The organism is uncultured Altibacter sp., from assembly GCF_963972995.1.
Classification (GTDB): domain Bacteria; phylum Bacteroidota; class Bacteroidia; order Flavobacteriales; family Flavobacteriaceae; genus Altibacter.
Window position 1 is genome coordinate 1 of the sequence record NZ_CAXAXI010000033.1, and the last position, 21957, is coordinate 21957.

20 protein-coding genes and 1 pseudogene are annotated in these 21957 nt (G+C 43.6%); 6 read left to right on the top strand and 15 right to left on the bottom strand.

Annotated features, from left to right (window positions below):
* Positions 1 to 1041: T9SS type A sorting domain-containing protein (locus tag AACZ11_RS11520; RefSeq protein ID WP_290628600.1), on the top strand; the 1041-nt coding region annotated here is incomplete at its 5' end.
* Positions 1042 to 1241: 200 nt separating this feature from the next.
* Positions 1242 to 3599 (top strand): hypothetical protein, encoded by a 2358-nt coding sequence (locus AACZ11_RS11525; protein ID WP_290628601.1) that lies wholly within the window; start codon positions 1242 to 1244, stop codon positions 3597 to 3599.
* Here AACZ11_RS11525 and AACZ11_RS11530 read toward each other — a convergent pair.
* Complete coding sequence (locus AACZ11_RS11530; RefSeq protein WP_290628602.1) at positions 3596 to 3925, bottom strand: hypothetical protein; 330 nt, start codon at positions 3923 to 3925, stop codon at positions 3596 to 3598. The two genes, AACZ11_RS11525 and AACZ11_RS11530, sit on opposite strands and share 4 nt — an antisense overlap.
* Before the next feature lie 33 nt (positions 3926 to 3958).
* Here AACZ11_RS11530 and AACZ11_RS11535 point away from each other — a divergent pair, with 33 nt between their 5' ends.
* The 4 genes from AACZ11_RS11535 to AACZ11_RS11550 all read left to right on the top strand — a co-directional run bounded on the left by AACZ11_RS11535 (position 3959) and on the right by AACZ11_RS11550 (position 8095).
* Complete coding sequence (locus AACZ11_RS11535; protein WP_290628603.1) at positions 3959 to 4138, top strand: DUF5522 domain-containing protein; 180 nt, start codon at positions 3959 to 3961, stop codon at positions 4136 to 4138.
* A gap of 56 nt (positions 4139 to 4194) precedes the next feature.
* Complete coding sequence (locus AACZ11_RS11540; protein ID WP_339832512.1) at positions 4195 to 6171, top strand: urocanate hydratase; 1977 nt, start codon at positions 4195 to 4197, stop codon at positions 6169 to 6171.
* Between the two features lie 14 nt (positions 6172 to 6185).
* Positions 6186 to 6722: a DUF4136 domain-containing protein gene (locus tag AACZ11_RS11545; protein ID WP_290628605.1), complete on the top strand. Its 537-nt coding sequence runs from the start codon at positions 6186 to 6188 to the stop codon at positions 6720 to 6722.
* Between the two features lie 275 nt (positions 6723 to 6997).
* Entirely contained in the window at positions 6998 to 8095 is a 1098-nt protein-coding gene (locus AACZ11_RS11550) for a T9SS type A sorting domain-containing protein (RefSeq protein ID WP_290628606.1), read from the top strand.
* Positions 8096 to 8179: 84 nt separating this feature from the next.
* Here the strand turns inward: AACZ11_RS11550 and AACZ11_RS11555 are convergent, their stop codons facing one another.
* The 14 genes and pseudogenes from AACZ11_RS11555 to paaC form a co-directional block, all read right to left on the bottom strand.
* Positions 8180 to 10228 carry an alpha-ketoacid dehydrogenase subunit alpha/beta gene (locus AACZ11_RS11555; RefSeq protein WP_290628607.1) on the bottom strand — a complete coding sequence of 683 codons (2049 nt, stop codon included), beginning with the start codon at positions 10226 to 10228 and terminating at the stop codon, positions 8180 to 8182.
* 49 nt (positions 10229 to 10277) lie between these two features.
* Positions 10278 to 11573, bottom strand: a complete 1296-nt coding sequence (locus tag AACZ11_RS11560; RefSeq protein ID WP_290628608.1) for a dihydrolipoamide acetyltransferase family protein — start codon at positions 11571 to 11573, stop codon at positions 10278 to 10280.
* Entirely contained in the window at positions 11574 to 12173 is a 600-nt protein-coding gene (locus AACZ11_RS11565; RefSeq protein WP_290628609.1) for a transferase hexapeptide repeat family protein, read from the bottom strand.
* Positions 12174 to 12225: 52 nt separating this feature from the next.
* Entirely contained in the window at positions 12226 to 12978 is a 753-nt protein-coding gene (locus AACZ11_RS11570) for an enoyl-CoA hydratase/isomerase family protein (protein ID WP_290628610.1), read from the bottom strand.
* Positions 12979 to 13079: 101 nt separating this feature from the next.
* The gene (locus AACZ11_RS11575; RefSeq protein WP_339832516.1) at positions 13080 to 13313 is read right to left on the bottom strand and encodes a GIY-YIG nuclease family protein; all 234 of its coding nucleotides are present in this window, start codon (positions 13311 to 13313) and stop codon (positions 13080 to 13082) included.
* Between the two features lie 50 nt (positions 13314 to 13363).
* The gene (gene paaZ, locus AACZ11_RS11580; protein WP_290628611.1) at positions 13364 to 15859 is read right to left on the bottom strand and encodes a phenylacetic acid degradation bifunctional protein PaaZ; all 2496 of its coding nucleotides are present in this window, start codon (positions 15857 to 15859) and stop codon (positions 13364 to 13366) included.
* A gap of 42 nt (positions 15860 to 15901) precedes the next feature.
* On the bottom strand, positions 15902 to 16504 hold the full coding sequence (locus AACZ11_RS11585) for a short chain dehydrogenase (protein ID WP_290628612.1): 603 nt from the start codon (positions 16502 to 16504) through the stop codon (positions 15902 to 15904).
* The gene (gene pcaF / locus AACZ11_RS11590; protein ID WP_290628613.1) at positions 16501 to 17718 is read right to left on the bottom strand and encodes a 3-oxoadipyl-CoA thiolase; all 1218 of its coding nucleotides are present in this window, start codon (positions 17716 to 17718) and stop codon (positions 16501 to 16503) included. The genes AACZ11_RS11585 and pcaF overlap by 4 nt, the downstream gene beginning before the upstream one ends.
* 47 nt (positions 17719 to 17765) lie before the next feature.
* The gene (locus AACZ11_RS11595; protein WP_290628614.1) at positions 17766 to 18173 is read right to left on the bottom strand and encodes a hotdog fold thioesterase; all 408 of its coding nucleotides are present in this window, start codon (positions 18171 to 18173) and stop codon (positions 17766 to 17768) included.
* Positions 18174 to 18254: 81 nt separating this feature from the next.
* Positions 18255 to 19435, bottom strand: a pseudogene (locus tag AACZ11_RS11600) (3-hydroxyacyl-CoA dehydrogenase NAD-binding domain-containing protein).
* A complete protein-coding gene (locus AACZ11_RS11605; protein ID WP_290628616.1) occupies positions 19436 to 20221 on the bottom strand; it encodes an enoyl-CoA hydratase-related protein in 786 nt (261 codons plus the stop codon).
* A gap of 57 nt (positions 20222 to 20278) precedes the next feature.
* Positions 20279 to 20653, bottom strand: a complete 375-nt coding sequence (locus AACZ11_RS11610) for a VOC family protein (protein WP_290628617.1) — start codon at positions 20651 to 20653, stop codon at positions 20279 to 20281.
* On the bottom strand, positions 20641 to 21141 hold the full coding sequence (paaD, locus tag AACZ11_RS11615) for a 1,2-phenylacetyl-CoA epoxidase subunit PaaD (protein ID WP_290628618.1): 501 nt from the start codon (positions 21139 to 21141) through the stop codon (positions 20641 to 20643). The genes AACZ11_RS11610 and paaD overlap by 13 nt, the downstream gene beginning before the upstream one ends.
* 91 nt (positions 21142 to 21232) lie before the next feature.
* Positions 21233 to 21957 (bottom strand): 1,2-phenylacetyl-CoA epoxidase subunit PaaC (gene paaC / locus AACZ11_RS11620; protein WP_290628619.1); only part of this gene is annotated, 725 nt, incomplete at its 5' end.

Genomic DNA, 21957 nt, shown 5'->3' on the forward strand with positions numbered 1-21957 from the left:
GGAACACCCAACGTATTGGCGAATCCTTATCCTTCAGCGATCTCTGCCATCGACCTGATCAATGCTAACCCATTGATCAATGAAATTTACTTCTGGGAACATTTAACGGCTCCAAGTCCAAGTATCCCCGGCGCCGGTAGTATTAACTTTAGCATGGATGACATTTCTATGTACAATCTATCCGGAGGAGTGAAAGCGGCAAACGATCCCGGTACATCTACAACGCCCAATGGTGTTATATCTACGGGACAAGGGTTTGCGATTAAAGCAATGGCCGCAGGAACCGTGAGTTTCGACAACAGTATGCGTCTTACTAGCGGTAATACAACCCTCCGTAACCCGGCAGATGAACTTGAAATCGACAGGATCTGGTTGAGTGTTCGCAATACAGAGTATGAAATAGGCAGCAATGCATTAATAGCATTTAATCCAATAGGTACACCCCTGTGGGATGCCGGGTACGACAGTAAGCGATTAGCCACAGCCATCTCTTTGTATTCTCATATCGACAACAACCCGATTCAATTGGGTATTCAAACAAGAGAATCCTTTGATCCAACCACTAAGATCTCTATGGGGTTTGCGAGTCAGGTCAATGCCAATGCTGTATATACGATCTCTCTCGAAAATATAGAAGGGATACATATAGAATCAACAACCGTATACCTGTTGGACAATCAAACAAATATCCTTACAAACCTTACTGAATCTACCTATGAGTTTGAAAGCAATAAAGGAACATTCGATCAGCGCTTTACGATTATGTTCGAGAGTGATACCGTGTTAGACACCTCAGCAAGTGTCTTAGCCTCAATCACAACCTATCCTAATCCAACCGAAGATATAGTTAACATTCATTCCCCTAACGCTGTTATCACCGATATCGTGGTGTTCGACCTAAGAGGTAGAAGAGTAGTTGAGATCATGGATAAAGAAGACCATCACTATGTGTTGAACTTATCAGATCTGGAAACGGCCATTTACTTTGTAAAAGTATCTACAGAAGTTGGTTCTATTACTAAAAAAGTGATCAAAAAATAGAATCTAACTAATACCCCCGCTTATCAATTTGTAAGAAAAGCCTTCAGGTTCCTGAGGGCTTTTCTAATTTCAGAAATTTCTAAACTACCGGACTTTACACTTATCGATTATACTTACATTTTATCGAATACCCTGTACTTATCAACTAATTACTTCGGTTTCATAGTATCTTAGACTATAATTCCCTAATAGTTAGAGCTATGAAACGATCAACTTCACTTTGTTTCAGAGGTCATTTATTCCTCCTATGTATCTTATCTGCTAATTTGTTTTCATATGGTCAAGTTGGTATTGGAAATACCAATCCAAATCCCGATGCATTACTTGAAATTGGGGATGCTACCACCAATACAAAAGGTTTATTGTTACCTCGTGTAGATCTTCTCGCCACGACCAATCCGTCACCACTTTCGGGAAACATACAAGGAATGGTCGTTTACAACAAGAATACGGCAGGAGATGTTACTCCGGGCTATTATTACAATGACGGAAGCAGTTGGGTTCGAATCGCGGCAGCTTCTGTTCCCAGTGATGATTGGACGAAACTGGGAAATGCCGGAACAACCAACACGGTACATTTTTTGGGAACGACTGATAACATGGCGATGCGAATCAAGACCAATTCGTTGGACCGATTTGAAGTTAGCAGTGGAACAACAGTAGCGAACGGCGGTAGGCTTTGGGCGTATGCTGATGGTACGGCAGCAACTCCTATCTATTCGTGGAGTGCCGATCCCAATACCGGAATGTATAGGAATGACCCGGACATTTTACTGTTTTCTACCGCAGGCACGGAACGACTTCGTTTGTTGGCGAATGGCCAGGTTTCTGTAAACAATCCGGGGCCCGTGGCCGGTGACCGTTTTACTGTTACCGGTGCTACAGATGAATCTGTAATTAATGGCTATGCTTCAGGAGGCAATGGAATCGGCCTTTATGGAGAAAATGCAACTACGAACGGGGTTGGTGTGTATGGAAATGTCGCCATAGGCTTTGGTGTTATTGGGACAAGTTCGGGCGGAGGCTATGGCGTGGTTGGAGACAATACCGGCACTGGCCGTGGAGTCATTGGTTTTAGCACCAGTACGGGATACGGTGTTCAAGGGCAAAATGATGCTACAGGAATAGGGGTATTTGGAGCTAGTGTAGGTAGTGGTAATGGTGTTATAGGACAAAATACAGGAACGGGAAGAGGAGTTCTGGGCTATAACACTGCTAACGGTACAGGGATACAAGGACAAGTAGATGGTGCGGGTGTAGGAGTTTTCGGTATTGCAAACAACAATTCCGGATATGGTGGATTTATTAGAAATCAAGGTACTAGTGGAGTGGGCTTGGTTGCTTCAGGAGCCAACGCCGGTCTTGTAAGTTTATCGGGTACCGGAGCGACGATGAATGGCAGTATGGGGGGTGTTGGTTTTTCTACAAGCGCTACCGGAACGGGTATAGGTGGCGTCGGTAATAACGGAACAAGTATAAATACCCTCACAACAGGATCGGGAGTAGCCGGAACCGGGAATACCGGAGTTTATGCGCTAAGCAACTCAACTACCGGCAGTGGTATAGTAGCTGTGGGGAATAACAGCACTAATATTGTTATTCCAACCAACGGTGCGGGAATTGCAGCCTCAAGCACTCGATTGGGCGTATACGGTTATGCAGGTCTTGGAAGCAGGGTTAATGGAAATCGTGGAAATTATGGAGGTCAGTTTATACTAGATACCGATAACGATATTACGACCAATGCAGCAAATAATGGTACTAGAGCAACAGCAGTTTTGGCAGGATTTGATAATATTGCCGCGACGGGAACCGGAGGTATTCCCGTTCTTGCTGCTGCCGATAGCTACTTTGGAGGCTACTTTAGCGGAGGGAACGTAAACAACGGAACCCCCAGTTATGCTTTTGTCGGGCTTCGGCACAACACCAATGCAGCCGGAAGCTCCGGTACCGACTATAAAATCATTGGTCCGGGATCTGTTTCCACTTTGATTAATGATTCACAGGGAATTCCACGCATCATGTACGCCCCGGAAACACCGGAGATCTTATTTCAGGATTATGGTGTAGGAACCTTGGTGAATGGAGAAGCACGTATTGAAATAGATCCTATTTTAAAGGAAGCTATTTTTGTAGATAGCGATCATCCCTTAAAGGTCTTTGTTACCCTGGAAGGCGATTGCAACGGTGTCTATGTTACAAACAAATCTGCTGACGGGTTTACGGTAAAAGAATTACAAGGAGGCACTAGCAATGTTTCTTTTTCTTGGCAAATTGTGGCTAATCGTGCCGACACCAAGGATGCTTCAGGTAGGGTAACGTCCAAACATGTTGGACTGCGTCTCCCCGTGGGACCGGGACCTTTGCAAATGACTGCTTCTAAAGCAGAAACACTAACACTGCAAGCAGAGCAAAACAGTTCCATTCTATTAAAAGAAGCGACTTTGGTGGAACCGGCTAAAAAAGACGTTCCGAAGATCCGTAAGGATCTGAGCGATGCAGCAGCACTTTCAAAGGAGAAAGAGGAACCAAACGTTACGCTAGAAAAAGAAAATTAATTCAGGAAATAGATAAACCGCCAAAAAGACCTCTTTTTTAAATAATCGAGGTCTTTTTCGTGCCTATAAGCTTCGCGTTCAAAACTAATGTTTCGATACGCCTTGTAACGGTCTCTATACCGAAGGAGCCTAATCCCATATTCCAACAAATACCAAACATAGAAAGGAAGTACGAGCAATTCTATCTGTTGCCGAAAGTGGATGCGCTCGTGATTGAGAAAAATCACATCTTCTCGAAGCGAAGCATGCTTCAGAATAATAAAGGGCCAAAGCGTTATTCCTAAAAAATTTTTCCGAAGCAAAAATCGATTCACCACAACTATCATGTGTTCAAGGTAAGAAAATGTTACTTTTGTAAGATGTTATTCCCTAAGAAAAATATTCCTCTCGAGGAAGGTGATTATTATGTAACTCCCGAGGGCTATCGGTGCTTTACTGAGCAATACCACTTAAAACGCGGTTATTGCTGTGAAAGCGGCTGCCGTCATTGCCCGTATGGATTCAACAAAAAAACCAATAGTCAACAACAAAAAGAATAGCATCAGTGCCCTTTGCAGACACATCGATTCAGCAACCTTAAATTTGTAAGCATCTCATGACATTTTCTGAAGAAATACAGCAAGGAATTCCCGATCAATTGCCACAACCGAAACCCTACGATTCCTCCATTAACCACGCACCAAAACGAAAGGAAATACTTTCTGCGGAAGAAAAGAAATTGGCCTTGCAAAATGCGTTACGTTATTTTAAGCCACGACATCATGCTACCCTTTTACCCGAATTTAAAGAAGAGCTCAATACCTATGGCCGTATTTATATGTATCGATTTCGGCCGGACCATGAGATCTTTGCAAGACCTATTAGCGATTATCCCGGGAAATGTGAGCAGGCAAAGGCGATCATGCTCATGATCCAAAATAATTTAGATCATGCCGTTGCCCAACACCCGCATGAATTAATCACGTATGGCGGTAACGGTGCTGTATTTCAAAATTGGGCGCAATACAGACTTGTAATGAAGTATCTTTCAGAAATGACCGAAACACAAACCCTAGTAATGTACTCCGGTCATCCGCTGGGTTTGTTCCCTTCTCACAAAGACGCACCCCGAGTAGTGGTTACCAACGGTATGATGATCCCCAATTACTCCCAACCCGATGATTGGGAAAAGTTCAACGCTCTTGGCGTCACACAATACGGACAAATGACCGCGGGAAGCTATATGTATATCGGTCCGCAAGGGATCGTTCACGGAACAACGATTACGGTATTAAATGGTTTCAGAAAAATAAAAAAAGATCCCCAAGGTGGTCTTTTTGTCACTTCCGGATTGGGCGGCATGAGTGGTGCACAGCCCAAAGCGGGAAATATCGCAGGATGCGTGACTGTTTGTGCCGAAGTCAATAAAAAAGCAACTCATACAAGACACAGTCAAGGATGGGTAGACGAAGTCATTTCAGACCTCAACGCTTTGAGTGATCGCGTACGAGAAGCCTTGGCAGCTAAGGAAACGGTTTCGATTGCCTATGATGGGAATGTGGTTGATGTATGGGAGCATTTCGACACAGAAGACATTCACATCGATCTTGGAAGCGACCAAACTTCCTTACATAATCCGTGGGCAGGTGGCTATTACCCTGTTGGGATGACTTACGAAGAAGCCAATGCGCTTATGGCAAGTGATCCTAAAAAATTTAAAGAAGAAGTTCAAAAAACACTGCGTCGTCACGCAGAAGCGGTTAACAAGCATACCGCTAAGGGTACTTATTTCTTTGACTACGGAAATGCCTTCCTGTTGGAAGCTTCCCGTGCCGGAGCCGATATCATGGCCTCTAATGGAATTGACTTCAAATATCCTTCCTACGTACAAGATATTATGGGCCCTATGTGTTTTGATTATGGGTTTGGCCCCTTTCGTTGGGTTTGTGCCTCGGGTTCTAAAGAAGATCTTGCCAAGACCGATGCCATCGCCAACAATGTCCTAGAAACCATGATGCAAGATGCCCCGAAGGAGATTCAGCAACAAATGGGTGACAACATAAAATGGATTAAAGGGGCACAGGAGAACAAATTGGTCGTGGGATCACAAGCGCGTATCTTATATGCCGACAGTGAAGGCCGGATTAACATTGCATCGGCCTTTAATAAGGCCATTTCAGAAGGGAAAATCGGCCCGGTGATACTAGGTAGGGATCACCATGATGTCTCCGGAACCGACTCTCCATATCGTGAGACTTCTAACATTTACGATGGAAGCCGCTTCACAGCCGATATGGCCATTCACAACGTCATTGGAGACAGCTTTCGCGGAGCTACCTGGGTAAGCATCCACAACGGCGGTGGCGTGGGCTGGGGTGAAGTTATTAATGGTGGATTTGGTATGGTTCTTGATGGTAGTAATGATGCGCAAAGACGTCTGGAATCCATGCTTTTCTGGGATGTGAATAATGGAATCGCACGACGCAGTTGGGCACGGAACGAAGAAGCTATTTTCGCCATAAAAAGAGCTATGGAAAACACTCCGGACTTAGTGGTCACGCTTCCAAATTTTGTTGATGATACTTTACTGTAATTAAAAAATCTACTATGAAAGCTTTAAAATTTTTACCCCTCTTATTGCTTTTCGTGGCGGCTTCGTGTACCACGGTTCGCGTTGCCACCGATTATGACCGACAAGCAAATTTTAGCACGTACAATACGTATGCCTTTTATAAGCCAGGGATCGACAAGGCCAAGATATCCGATCTGGATAAGAAACGTATTCTTCGAGCGATAGACACCGAACTCTCGGCGAAAGGAATGAACAAATCGGAAACACCGGACATTCTCGTGAGCATCTTTACAAAGGAGCGCGAGCGTGTAGATGTGTATAATAATAATTTTGGTTTCGGTTGGGGATGGAATCCTTGGTGGTTTGGGAACGGATACAACACTTCTGTCTCTACCACAACAGAGGGCACCCTTTATATCGATCTTATCGACGCAAAAACCAATGAGTTGGTTTGGCAAGGTATGGGTACTTCCAATCTCGTGACACGCAATATGGATAAAAAAGAAGAACGAATTAGAGAAATCGTGAGTGAGATACTCGCAAAATATCCTCCCGGCACCATGACCAGGTAACAGTAAAAACCCTCATCTAAATGAGGGTTTTTTTATTCGCTTGTTCTTTTTATAAAATCGTTTCCTATTCCTTTATTCAGAAGCCTTTATATGCGTTGCTTCAAAAAAACTGTTTTCACTCCATCATCCCCTTTCGTCTCATTTTGAATTACATAAAAGGGCTATTCCCTTAAAAAGCAGGAAAACCCCCGTGTGCATTTAGGATCTTTTAACTCTTGATTTACAAAGACTTATCTCATAGGTTTGCTCTCAATATTAACTATAAATCTAAACTTATGAAAACGATTCTTACTTTTTTAGTTGTTCTTTGGACAGCTTTCGCATTTGCACAACCCCATATGTTCGTGCACACATCAAATCCCGGAAATATCACATCTGCCGTGACCTATATTGACCACCCGGATCTCAATAACAACCCAACGGCAAAAATTATCGTTACCCACAATTGGAATCCTTCCAATGGCACCGGGGTTTATAACGATAAAAAGACCGGAGCTTTTTACAGCATTACTGAAAACAAATGGTGTGTCTTTAATGAAGACAATTCATCTATGCAACCCGATGTTTCTTTCAATATTTATATTGCTCAAGGAACAGAGGCTTTCACCCATGTTTCCAATGCCGGAAATCAAGGGTCGAGTACGGCCTACACCATCCTTAACGACCCGGCCCTGAACGGAAACCCAAACGCTATTGCATTGTTAACTACATATTGGAACCCAAATGGTGTCTACAACGATCAAAACTACGGGTTTTGGTATGATGATACAGCAGGAACCAACCATTGGATCATCTACGCAGAAGACCTTACCTCCATTCCCACTGATGCAGCTTTTTTTGTGGTAGTGGAAGGAGAAGGGGTGCAAAACATGCGTCACCAAGCAGATGTGGGAAATATAACGAACAACTGGACAACGATCTCCCACCCTCTGTTGGATGGTAATCCCGATGCGGTTTTCGTAGCAAGCCACAATTGGGGTGTTACCGGAGACACCTCTAACGTTGTATTAGATAAGACCATTGGAGTTTGGTATACCGGCAGCAATTGGGCTATTTATACCGAAGATCAATCTGCTATGCCCGTGGGAGCGACTTTCGATCTGCTCATTTACGACCCTACGCTAGGAACGGAAGATGTTGTCATTGAGGGCTTCGATTTTTATCCAAATCCGGTGAAGGATATCGTGACTATCAAGGCAAACGAAGCAATTTCAATGGTTACCGTATTCAACGTGTTAGGACAGCAAGTATTGGCTATGGAAGGAGATTCAAATAAAATGGACATCGATTTCTCCGCACAGGCTTCCGGCACCTATTTCGCCAGTGTAACAGTGGGTGAAGCAGTTAAGACTGTGAAATTAGTAAAGTTATAGCATTGAGTCACTAACTATCCAATACAAGAGGGAGCCTGAAAAGCTCCCTTTTTTATTTCTTTATAATGTTTAAAAAGCACCCCATTAATAATCCAACAACTCCAATATCTTCTTTTTCACTTTCTCGGTAGATGGAATCATGGTTTCTTCCAGTGTACTGTTTAATGGAATGGCAGGCATGTTTTCTGAACCGATCACCATGACCGGTGCGTCCAAGTACTGGAAACACTCCTCTTGTATTCTACCTTGTAAGGCTCTTGAAAAACTGTTTTCTGAAGGTTCCTCGGTAACGACCAAGCATTTACCACATTTCTCAACCGATTTGAAGACGGTTTCGTAATCCAAAGGATGCAATGTTCGTAGATCTACAATTTCTATGCTGTCCTGCATACCCAAAGCTTCGGAAGCATTCATCGCCCAATGCACACCCATACCGTAGGTGATGACCGATAGCGTCTCTTCCTCTTCCTTCTTCCAGATCTCCTGAAGCACCCATGCTTTACCAAAAGGCAACACATAATCTTCTGCCGGTTCTATAGATGTCGCTCCTTTAGTGCCCGGCACTTTACTCCAATACAGCCCTTTATGCTCAAAGATGACCACGGGATTGGGATCGTAATACGCTGCTTTCATCAATCCCTTAAGATCTGCCCCGTTACTGGGATAGGCTATTTTTAAACCGCGTATGTTGGTTACCACACTTTCTACCGAAGACGAGTGATAAGGCCCTCCGCTTCCATAGGCTCCTATGGGCACGCGAAGGATCATGGAAACCGGCCATTTCCCGTTCGACAAATAGCAGCTTCTACTTACTTCTGTAAACAATTGATTCAAACCCGGCCAGATATAATCGGCGAATTGCACCTCCACGATTGGTTTAAGACCCACGGCACTCATTCCTACGGTCGAGCCTACAATAAAAGCTTCTTGAATAGGCGTATTAAAGACCCTATTATCTCCAAATTTTTGCGCCAAGGTTGCTGCCTCCCGAAAGACGCCTCCTAACCGTCCACCTACATCCTGTCCGTACAACAAACATTCTTTATGCTTCGCCATTAGCTCTTCAATGGCAAATAGCGCACAGTCCACCATCACCACCTTTTCTGCACCTTTTGGCGACCGTTCCCCCTTCTCCTCAGTAATTTCGGTAGGAGCAAAATCATGGGTAAACAGATCTTCCGGTTTTGGATCTTCGGCTTTAAGTGCTTTCTCTAAGGCAGCAGAAACTTTTTTCTTGGCTGATGCCTCTATTGTTTCCAATTCCTTTTCAGAAAAACCATTTTTTAGCAATAAAGTTCGCATTTTGGGGTAAGGGTCTCTACTGCGAGCTTCTTCCAGATCATCGCGATACCATTCCATGCGCACTCCCGAAGTGTGGTGGTTCAATAAGGGAACTTTGGCATGAACCAAGAAGGGACGCCGTTCGGTTCGTATGGTATCAATAACATCTGCTAAGGTAGAATAACAACTTTCAAAGTCGGTGCCATCGATAGAAATAGCCTCTAAACCATGAAACCCTGCTGCGTACTCATACGCATTCTGGGCACGTGTCTCGGCTTCATTTGCACTAATATCCCAGCCGTTGTCCTGCACCAAATACAAAATAGGCAACTGTTTTAAGGCAGCCATTTGAAAGGCTTCGGCGATCTCTCCTTCAGTTACAGAAGCATCCCCTAACGAACAAACTACCAATGGTTGTGCTTCCTTAGGATTGTGTAAGTTCTCAGATTCCTTATACCAAAAGCCCAATGCCACTCCCGTAGCCGGAATGGCCTGCATCCCTGTAGCACTGCTTTGATGCGGAATCTTGGGTTTATCGTCATTGCGTAAACTGGGATGCGAGTAGTAGGTCCTTCCACCGGAAAACGGATCGTCCTTTTTGGCCAAAACCTGTAACATAAGGTCGTACGGTTCCATTCCTAAAGCGAGCAGCATACTATCATCCCGATAATACGGAAAGGCATAATCCTGTGGTAACAATTGCATCCCCAATGCTGTTTGGATCACTTCATGTCCTCTGGAGGTGGCATGCACGTATTTGGATACGACCTTAAAATTTTCTTCGTAGATCTCGGTCATAGCCTTGGCTGTGACCAGATTTATATAGGCTTTGTTTAATATATCTTTATTCATTGTCAACTAGTTTGAGTCACGAGAAACGACGGACGGACCCGTCATATCTCTAAACATCCATTTTCCCTTCAAATTGTTCCATCTCATCGGCGATTCGGCGTAGGAACGAACCTGCCAAATAACCGTCAACGATCCTGTGGTCAAACGACAAGGACAGATACATCATGTGGCGTACTTCGATATGGTCGCCATCTTCACGTTCCATGACCTCCGCCCGTTTTTTAATGATCCCGGTAGCCAAGATGGCTGCTTCCGGCTGATTGATTATAGGTGTTCCCATGAGGCTGCCAAAGGTTCCTACATTGCTAATGGTAAAGGTACTCCCTTTGGTGTCATCGCCTTTTAGCTTGTTGTCCCGGGCCTTAGCTACCAACTGGTTGGTTGCAGCAGCCAGTTCCTGAAGGTTCATCTTATCGGCATTCTTAACCACGGGAACAATGAGGTTCCCACTGGGCAAGGCTGTAGCCATTCCGATATTGATCTCGTCTTTCACAATAATGGTATTGCCTTCCATGGAAGAATTGATCATGGGATAGGCCTGTATGGCTTTTGCGACACAGGCAACGAACAAGGGTGTAAAGGTGAGCTTTTCAGTATACTTTTTCTGAAATTCTTCTTTATGAGCATTCCGCCATTGGACCATATCGGTGAGATCTGCTTCGACATAGGCGGTAACATGAGGTGCTGTATGCTTACTGAAAACCATATGATCCGCGATCATTTGTCGCATACGATCCATTTCCACGATCTTACCGGTACCTTTATCGAATTTTAGATCCGGTATTTGAAACCCGGATACTTCAGGAACCATTTGGGCGAACCGGAAAGGCCTGCCTTCTGAAATATACTGAAGTAAATCACTTTTGCGTAATCTGCCATCTTTCCCTGTACCCGGAATACGCGCCAGTTCTTCATAGCTTATATGATGTTTACGGGCAATACTATCGATCAACGGACTTATAAACACATTCTTATTCAGCGTAAATTGTGAAGTTGCTGAGGATTTCTTTGGTATTATACTTGCAGGCTCTTTACGTGGCTTGTTTTTTGCTTCGGAAGCAATACCCCCCGTCTTCGATGGTTTAGCGCCTCCCGAAGGAATTTCAGAAAGGTCTAGCAATGCGATTACAGCTCCCACGGGAACTACCTCCTTTGCCGTTGCCCGATGTGCAAGCATGGTACCTCCTGCCGGGGCCGGAACTTCGTTATCGACCTTATCGGTTGCAACTTCCAAGAGGATGTCTCCCTCGTTAAAGGACTCTCCTTCTTGGACCAACCAATTGATGATGGTCCCTTCGGTAATGCTTTCGCCCATTTTAGGCATTTTAAATTCAAACTCCTTCATTTATTCGGTTCGCTTAAGCTCTTGTAATGTTTTATAAAAATCTTCTTGTACAGGACGGTCCTTCGGAATTTCACGTAGTGGCTCCACTTCCTTTAAACTTTCAAAGCAGTCTTTAGGCAACTGCTGATACAATCTAGTTCCGGCAGTCTTCCAGGCGATCATATCCTCGGAAATATCTTTTATAGCGTTCGCAGGATTCCCAACGATCAACTTTCTTTTACCAAAAATAGTTTCAGCTTTCACAAAGCTCATCGCACCAACGATGCATTCATCACCTATCTCGGCATCATCCATGATTACACTATTCATTCCAATAAGGCAATTACGCCCCAAGTTGGCTCCGTGAATTATTGCTCCATGACCTACATGCGCTCCTTCCTTCAACACGATGGATTTCCCTGGAAACATGTGTATGGTGCAATTTTCCTGAACATTCACCCCGTCTTCTAGTATGATCTCTCCCCAATCGCCACGAATGGCCGCACCCGGTCCAATGTAACAGTTCTTGCCAATAATGACATTACCTGTTACAGCAGCCAACGGATGAACAAAACTACTTTCGTGAATTACCGGGATATGTCCTTTAAAACTGTAAATCATACATTAGAATATACATTGTTCTAGAAAATTTTGACCTATTGAACTTTTTAGTTTATTTAAAACGTTTCAGGGTTTCCTTCGTAAACTCAGACAATACCAATCGACCGCTAATGGCTGCTCGTTCGGCCAACAGTTCGTCCCAATCTTCGGTACCTTGCCAAAATACCTTTTTCATCTCCTTCATGGCTTCCGGGTTATAGGTACATAGTTTTTCAGCCATCGTAGTAACGGCCTCGTCCAAAGCTTCGGTAGAATCAAATATCTGTGCGTACAATCCCTTTTGTCTGGCCCATTCGGCGTCATAAAAGCTATCGGCATCAATTGCGATCTGCGACATGCCGCTAAGACCTAATTTGCGCTCCACGGCAGGTCCTACCACAAATGGACCAATCCCCACGTTCAACTCGCTCAGTTTAATCGATGCATATTTCGAAGCCATACAGTAATCGGTAGCCGAAGCCACACCTACACCTCCGCCAACGGTCTTCCCTTGGATACGACCAATGATGAACTTAGGACACTTTCGCATGGCGTTGATCACGTTGGCAAAACCACTAAAGAACACCCGTCCAGTTTCAGCGTCATTAATGTTTATAAGCTCTTTAAAGCTGGCTCCTGCACAAAAAGTTCGGTCTCCTCCACTTTTCAACACGATCACTCTAACAGCATCGTTTACACTAGCTTTCTGGATCTCGTCCACTAATTTCTGAAGGATGTCCCCCGGCAAACTATTGTGAGCGGGATGAAAGAACTCGATGGTTGAAATTCCGTTTGCGATATCTTGTTTTACGTATGGTTGTGTCATATTTATTTCCCGCGAAAGCGGGATTCTTTTAAAATTAATTTTTAGTTTTTATAGAACTTCATATAAGTCCTTCCATGTAGGATTACTTTCTTCAACCCTTTTTATTTTCCAATCTCTTCCCATTTTTTTACCTGCCTTTCTCGTTTAATTGCTTCTTCTTTAGTTTCAAAATTTTCAAAATAAACTAATTTATTTAAATTATATCTAGCTGAAAAAGTATTCGGGTGAACCTTTCTCTTATGTTGACTGATTCTAATTTTTAATCGTTCGGTACAGCCTATATACAAAACCCCATTTGGTTTATTTGTAATCATATAAAAACTATATTTTTTCACACCTAATACGTTTTTATAAGATTCCCGCTTTCGCGGGAATTTTGAACAATTTAATCCAATAGATTAAATTGTTCAAAATGATGGTTTAGGTGTTTTCGTTCTAATAAATACCATTCAAATCTGTTTAGGTCACCGAAAACTATATTTTTAAGTTGGGCATCCGGATTTTCTTTAAAAAAAGTAAGATAATTTTCCCGCGCTTCCAGAAACTTCTTTTTGGCTGTTTCCAGATCATCATATTTTAAAGGCTCCAAGGTGTTTTTTTCCAATAAAGGAAAATTGGTATTCCGCGGGAATTTTTCGTAATTGTATAACGACTCGTGCGTCTTCTCCAGATATTTCTCCGGCGTAGCAACCTCAAAATCCTGAATTTCTCCGGAAGCTATTTTGTAGGTGTATTCCAAATGCTCAAGCATGTGTTGGGGGGTCATTATGCCCCATTGCGGTTTTGAATCTTCAGAGAGCTGCTGAAGCAATTCTTCAATTTTTTCCGAAGTCATTTCAGTAAATACTGTTTGTTTTTTCTGAACCATGGTAAGGATGGTTGCAATGGCAACCAGTTCATCTTCCACATCAAACACTTCTACATACCACTTTACAATGCCGCTGGGAAGCTCCTTTCCTCGCGGATCGCGGTCGATTTTCTGTTTACAGGTAAGCCGCACATATACGGTATCGTTGTGATAGATGGGGCGCAAGAAGCGACATTCTTCGAGACCGTAATTTGCAGCGACCGGGCCCTTGTTTGGATACACGAAAAGTCCTGCCGCAGCCGCTAAAATAAAATAACCGTGGGCAGTTCGTTTTTCGAAGATGCTTCCATCCAAGGAAGTGATGTCGGTATGTGCATAGAAGTGGTCCCAAGTGAGGTTTGCAAAATTCACGATATCCCCATCGGTGATCGTACGTTTATGCGTTTGCAGGGACATTCCGGGCTCGATATCTTCCCAATGATAGGCGAACGGGTGTTTTTGAACTTCTTTGTATTCTGCTTTGGGCTGATAGATCCCGGTAACCTCTGTAAGTGTGGTTGGTGACCCTTGAACTGCACATCGCTGTAAATAATGCTTGATCCCTCTCATACCTCCCATTTCTTCGCCTCCCCCGGCACGCCCCGGCCCGCCGTGGATCAAGTTTGGAAGTGGCGAACCGTGTCCTGTGCTCTGTTTGGCACTTTCCCTATTCAAAATTAGAATCCTGCCGTGGTGTGTGGCAGCTGCAATGGTATATTCCTTCGCAATCTTATTGTCGTTGGTTATTATAGAACTCACCAACGAACCTTTTCCCATCTTAGAAAGGGCAATAGCTTCCTCCAAATTCTTGTAGGGCATCAAGGTACTTACCGGTCCAAAGGCTTCCGTTGTATGCGCGGCTTCGTTCTGTAACGGCTTATCTTCTCTAAGTAAAATAGGTCTTATAAACGCGCCTTTTTTTGCATCGGCTCCAATCGTTTCAACTTCTTCTAAATTGCCGTATACTATTTGCGCTGTTTGCGCGATTTTATGAATTTGCTCTTTTACTGAAGTACGCTGTGCGTCATTCACCAACGAACCCATACGGACCTCCTTGAGGCGAGGATCGCCAATGGTGACCTTATCCAATGCATTTCCTAAAGCGATCTGTACATCTTCCATAACTTTTTCAGGAACGATAATTCTACGAATCGCAGTACATTTTTGTCCGCATTTCACGGTCATTTCATTACGAACTTCTTTTATGAACAGATCGAACTCCGGCGTCCCCGGAACAGCATCTTCGCCCAAAATAGATGCGTTAAGAGAGTCGGCCTCCATGGTGAACGGAACTGATTCTTCAATGAGTTGCGGATGATTCTTAAGTTTTCTACCCGTGCTTGCGGATCCGGTAAATGTCACCACATCCTGCGATTGCACTGTATCCAAAATGTTTCGCGCCGTACCGCTAATGAGTTGAATGGCTCCTTCGGGTAGTATTCCTGAAGCCACGATCTCCTTTACCACGGCTTCAGTCAGGTATGCCGTTTGTGGTGCCGGAAGTACAACTGCGGGCATACCCGCCATCCAATTCACGGCACATTTCTCCAACATTCCCCAAACCGGAAAATTAAATGCATTGATATGCACAGCTACGCCTTCTCGAGGCACCATGATGTGATGGGCCATAAAACGTCCTCCTCGCGAAAGATCGATAGGGTCACCTTCTACGTGATAGGATTGGTTAGGAAATAGTTTCCGAAGCGATGCATTGGCAAACAAATTTCCAAAACCTCCTTCGATATCGATCCAACTGTCGATCTTGGTCGCGCCGGTACGGTAACTCAATTCATAAAATGCATCCTTCCGTTTGGTAAGGTACAAAGCAAGCTTCTTAAGCATATTTCCCCGCTCCTGAAAGGTCATCTTCCGAAGTACATTGCCTTTATCCCTTCCGTACTGAAGAATGGCAGGAATGTCCAAACCTTCTGTGGTAACACTGGTAAACTGTTCTCCGGTAATGGAGTCAAGGATTGGACTCCCTTCTCCACTTCCATCAACCCATTTTCCCGTTACATAATGTTGTGTCTTCATCGACTCTATATTTTTATTTTGAAACCGTCACGGTTCTCATCTTTATGCTCTTATTCTTACAATCTTACCGTTTATTCTACCCTCTACGCACTTCACATATCCATCCACCACCTTACGCATGGATACAGGTGTGTTCCCCGGAAAATAATCTTTGTATTTCTCATACGCATCTTCTACTAAGTCGGCAGAAACCACATTCACGCGCAGACCATTATCCATTTCCAAAGCAACTGCTTTTACAAAACTTTGAACGGCTCCATTTACCATTGCAGCACTCGTGGTCATATCTACCGGTTCATCTGCTAAAATTCCTGTGGTCAAAGTAATGGAACCTTCGGGCTTAAGATACTTTCTACCCAGACGAACTAAATTCACCTGTCCCATCAATTTACTCTTGATACCTATATAAAAATCTTCTTCGGAAAGATGATCAAATTTATCCCATTTCGCATCCCCGGCAATATTTACAATAGCGTTTACATTCCCTACTTTCTGAAGCATTTCAGAAATCGATTGTACGTTTGAAATATCAACCGTAACATCGCCCGAAGTTCTTCCGGCAATGATGACATCATGGTTTTCTGAGAACCTTTCAGAAACTTTTTTACCTATAGTACCATTTCCTCCTATGATAAGAATTTTCATATATATAAATCTACATTTTCGATGATAGCGGCATAACCTTGTCCAACCCCAACACACATGGTGATGAGTGCATAGCGTTTCCCTGTAAGCTGAAGCTCCAATGCGGCTGAATAGGCGATACGTGCACCGGTAACACCTAAGGGATGTCCTATCGCGATCGAACCACCATTGGGGTTGATGCGCGCATCGTCATCGGCAAGTCCCCATTCACGGATACAGGCCAATGCTTGAGATGCAAACGCTTCGTTCAACTCGATCACGTCCATATCGCCCATGGTCAATCCGGCTTTTTCTAATGCTTTGTTAGAAGCCTCCACGGGACCGATACCCATAATTCTTGGTTCTACTCCTACCACGGCAGAACTTACGATTCTCGCCATGGGTTTTAAATTATATTTTTTTACTGCTGCTTCGGAAGCAATGATGGTAGCCGCAGCACCGTCATTAAGTCCGGAACTGTTTCCTGCGGTTACACTCCCATCTTTCTTAAAAGCCGGACGTAATTTCGCTAAGATCTCTTTGGTGGTCCCCGGTTTTATAAACTCATCGTCTTTGAAAATAATAGGATCTTTCTTTCGCTGCGGAATAGAAACAGGCACGATCTCCTTAGCCAGTCTACCGTTTTCTTGCGCCTTCGCAGCTTTCATCTGACTGTGATATGCGAATGCATCCTGATCTTCTCGTGTGATATGGTGCCTTTCCACCAAATTTTCGGCGGTATTTCCCATGCCATCGGTTCCGTAGAGGTCGTGCATCTTTTGGTTCACAAACCGCCATCCGAAACTCGAGTCGTACATTTTTGCATCTGTTCCGAATGCCGAAGATGGTTTAGCGATCACATACGGACCACGAGTCATGTTTTCCACCCCACCGGAGATGAATAGATCTCCGTCACCGGCCTTAATGGCACGACTGGCATGTACAATAGCAGAGAGTCCGCTGCTGCACAGTCTATTGACTGTTTCACCGGGCACGGTGAATGGCAGTCCTGCCAGCAGCAGCGCCATACGAGCGACATTCCTGTTATCTTCGCCGGCCTGATTTGCGCAGCCTAAGATAACATCATTGTAGGCTTCCTTAGGAATGTTTGGATTTCTTTTAGCAATCTCGGCAATCACCAAGGCACCCAGGTCATCAGTTCTAACAGCACTCAAAGTACCTTGGTAGTTTCCAATGGGAGTTCTAATGCCGTCAATAATATATGCTTCTTTCAAAGTTTAAAAATTTTAAAATTCTATATTCGCTATTTTCATTAGCGTTACTATTCTTCCCAGTCCTTTGCGGTACGATAGACGACACCTTTAAACAATGCTACCAATTCGTCTCCTCTTTTCACCTCAACAATAGTAAACCCTAGCTTTGTACGCTGTTCATCCAGAATCGCTTCGGCCGTAAGATAATCTCCTGCTTCCAAAGCCGAAATATGATTCACAGAGGTTTCAATAGAAACGGCGTATTTCCCGTGAGTATTTGCCGTAAAGCCGAATGCTGTATCTGCCAACGAATAGCTGATTCCGCCATGGGCTTTATTCATACTATTAAGCATATCATCGCGTACCGTCATACCTACTTTGCACCGCCCAACCTCACAGTCAAGGATCTCAATGCCCAGCCATTGACTAAATGCATCCTGAGAAAGCATCTTATATGGTATTTTATCTCCTTCCATTCCCTGTTTTCGTCATAATGCTATAAAATTACGTTTTACATCCCTCATAGTATTGGTCTCTATCGAGAAAGTCATCCAATATTAAAAAAATATCTTATTCTCTCTGGCCATTTTTCGAAGCAAAGGCGAGCATCGGTAGCGGTCTTCATGATATTCTGTGTATAATTCGTCCATTTTTTGAACGCACCAATCGATGCCCTTCTCATCTGCCCACGCCAACAATCCTTTAGGATAATTCACCCCTTTGGTCATGGCATTGTCAATATCTTCGGCGGAAGCGATGTTCCAAAACAAGGCATCTGCCGCTTCGTTTATGAGCATTACCAATACACGGTCAAAAATACCTTGTCCCAAAGTTTCGTTTTTGTTTGGGGCAGGTTTTTCTGCTCCTTCGGTGTAGTTATAATATCCTTTCCCCGACTTTCGCCCCAAGTATCCCGCCTCTGCAAAACGTTTAATCCTGCACCCCTTATGAAATTAGTAAAGGCCGGCTTGTATCTAGGGTCGTAGTAGAAGGCTTCAAAAACAGTTTCTGTTACGGTATAGTTTACGTCGTTTCCAATAAAATCCATCAACTCAAAGGGGCCCATTCTAAAACCACCTTTCGAGGTCATCGCCCAATCGATAGTTGCAAAATCGGCTATCCCTTCTTCATAAATCCGAAGCGCTTCTCCATAGAACGGTCGTGCAACCCGATTCACTATAAACCCTGGTGTATCTATTGCAATCGCAACCGTTTTTCCCCAATCTTTAATTGTTTCGACCGACGATTGTAAGGTTGCTTCGGAAGTTTGAATAGCCGGAATCACCTCTACTAATTTCATAAGGGGTGCAGGATTAAAAAAATGTATACCTATACAGCGTTCCGGCAGTTGCAGAGCGGAAGCAATAGACGCAATCGACAAAGAGGAAGTGTTGGAGGCTATAATACATTCCTTAGAAACGTAGCTTTCCAGTTCTTGAAACACCTTCTTTTTTATATCCAAATTCTCTACAATGGCCTCAATGGTCAAATGTGAATCTGCCAAGTCCTTTAAGCTATTTACATATTGAATGTTCTTTTGCATGCTATTTTTTTCATTCGCATCAATACGTCCTTTTTCCACGAGTCGGCTCAAGATTTTTTCCAAACTTGCTTTGGCCGTTTCCAGAGCCTCTTTTTGGGTATCGAAAATTTTCACTGTACAACCGGCTGTTGCAGCCACTTGTGCAATACCGCTTCCCATGGTTCCCGAACCTATTATTCCTACTTTTTCAATCATTTATTTTCCTTTAAAAACAGGGTTTCTTTTTGCTACAAAGGCGGCAACACCTTCTGCATAATCGTCACTTTGTGCGGCTTCAATTTGTAATGTAGATTCCATTTCTAGCTGCGCATTTAAATCGTTCGTCATGGATTGATTCAACAGCTGTTTGGTCATCCCCAAGGCTTTCGTAGGCATTTGTGCCAGGGTTTCGGCTAAAACAGTAACTTCTGCATCAAAATCTTCGGCAGAAAAAACTTTATAGATCATTCCCAGTTCTTGGGCTTCTTTGGCAGAGACCTTATCACCAAGCATCATTAAGGCCGATGCCTTCTGAAATCCGATAAGTCTTGGTAAAAAGAAGGTTCCCGCACTGTCCGGGATGAGTCCTATTTTACTGAATGCCTGAATAAAACTCGCTGCTTCCGAAGCGACCACCACATCACAAGCCAACGCAATATTGGCCCCGGCACCGGCGGCCACCCCATTAACCGCAGCGATAATGGGTTTTTCTATAGTTCGGATTCGTTGGATTATAGGATTGTAATGTTCTTCCAATATTGTTTTGAAACCGGGGTTGAGCTCGGGAGAAGTGACTTCCTTTAAATCCTGACCCGCACAAAAAGCTCTTCCACTTCCGGTAATAACAATGGTTCGTACCGCAGCTTGAGATGCACAATGATCTAGTTGTTTTTGAAAACCCAATGCCATCTCTCGATTAAAGCTATTGAAGACATCCGGTCTGTTGAGCGTTATCCACGCTGTATTCTTCTCAATTTTTAAAGCAATTGATGTTTCGCTCATACCAATTATTTTAGCTGTTTCGTTCTTCTTCGAATTTCGTTATGAAGGAAAACGAACTTATTCAATTTTAAAATAAGGGTTATAAATCAACCCTATAATATTATTCCATGGATCCTTTACCGAGGCTACCATCAGTTCACCACCTACGTTTTTAGGGGCTTCGTGCTGTGTAGCTCCTAAGGTAAGGAGGCGTTCGAATTCTTGTTGAATATCCGCTACACCCCAATACGATAATACATTCTCCCCCCGGGGTATCGATGCTCCTTCTTCCGGCAATAGACCCAATTCGAATCCTTTTATTGAAAAGCCCACATAAAAAGGTTCATCAAAGTACGGGTCAACCTTAAACGCATTGGAGTACCAATCCTTTGCTTCCGAAAGATTTGGCACAATGTATATGGTAGTTCGAAGGCCCAACATTATTTTAGACATTTAAAATAGTCGAATGGTTCTTGGCAATCATCGCATTTAAAGAGTGCCTTACAGGCCGTGGAGCCGAACTGACTTACCAAATGAGTATTCGTGCTTCCGCAGTTGGTACATTTCACTACTTTTGCATTTCCCAAAAGTGCCTCTTTATCGGCTGTTTCCTCTAAAGGAGCTGCAATACCGTACACTTCCATCTTTCGCTTTCCGCTCTCACTGATCCAATCGGTTGTCCATGCAGGTGCCAATACGAGTTCTATTTCTGCTTTCTTTCCTATCTTGGTGAAGGCCGCCTTTAAATCATCACCAATCACATCCATGGCCGGACACCCCGAATAGGTAGGCGTTAATTTGATATAAACCGTTCCCTCCTGCTCCACAGCTTCCCTAATAACCCCCAAGTCCAATACGGTGAGTACCGGAATTTCGGGATCGGAAACCATTTCCAGAATTGGGATGAGATCTTTTTGTATGTTGGGAGCAGTAATGGTCATTTTTATTTATAATATGTCTCGAAAACGTTTACTCCAGTGCGAATACAGACAAGCAGCGTTTACGACACCCCTGATTCTTTATAAAATATCGCTACCAGGTCATATTGGGATAGGTGCGTTGCATATACTGTAAATCTGCCAGGATGTACCCCATATGCTCCGTGTGTATTCCTTCTTTCCCGCCTTTTGTAAAATAGGTGCTTTCCGGTACTGTAAGCGTAGCCTCTTTCAACACTTCTTTAATCTCAGTGTAATAAGCTTCTTTTAATTGTGTGACGTCTACACCAACTCCTTCAGAAGCCATCATTGTGTCCCATTCTGTCATTTGAAACATTTCATTGGTAAAACGCCAGAGATCATCAATGGCCTCCTGCATCTTTAGATTACTTTCTTCTGTGCCATCCCCCAATCGTTTTACCCAATCACTTGAAAATCGTTTATGGTAGCTCACTTCTTTTATACCCTTTTTTGCCACGGCTGCTAATTGTTCGTCCTTGCTGTACTGTAATTTTTCCAAAAATAGGAGATGGTACACATCGAACAGGAATTGTCTTGCCATTACATAACCAAAATGTGTATTGGGTTGTTCCACCAATAAAACATTCTTATATTCCCGCTCCAATCGCAAAAAGGCGATATCATCTTCGGTTTTGTCTCCAGCTATTAATTTTGCGGCGTATTGATAATAACTTCGGGTTTGCCCAATAAGATCTAAAGAAATGTTCGTGATCGCTATATCGGTTTCAAGGCTTGGCCCGTGTCCACAAAGTTCCCCCAAACGCTGTCCGAGAATAAGGGAGTTATCTGCAATGCCAA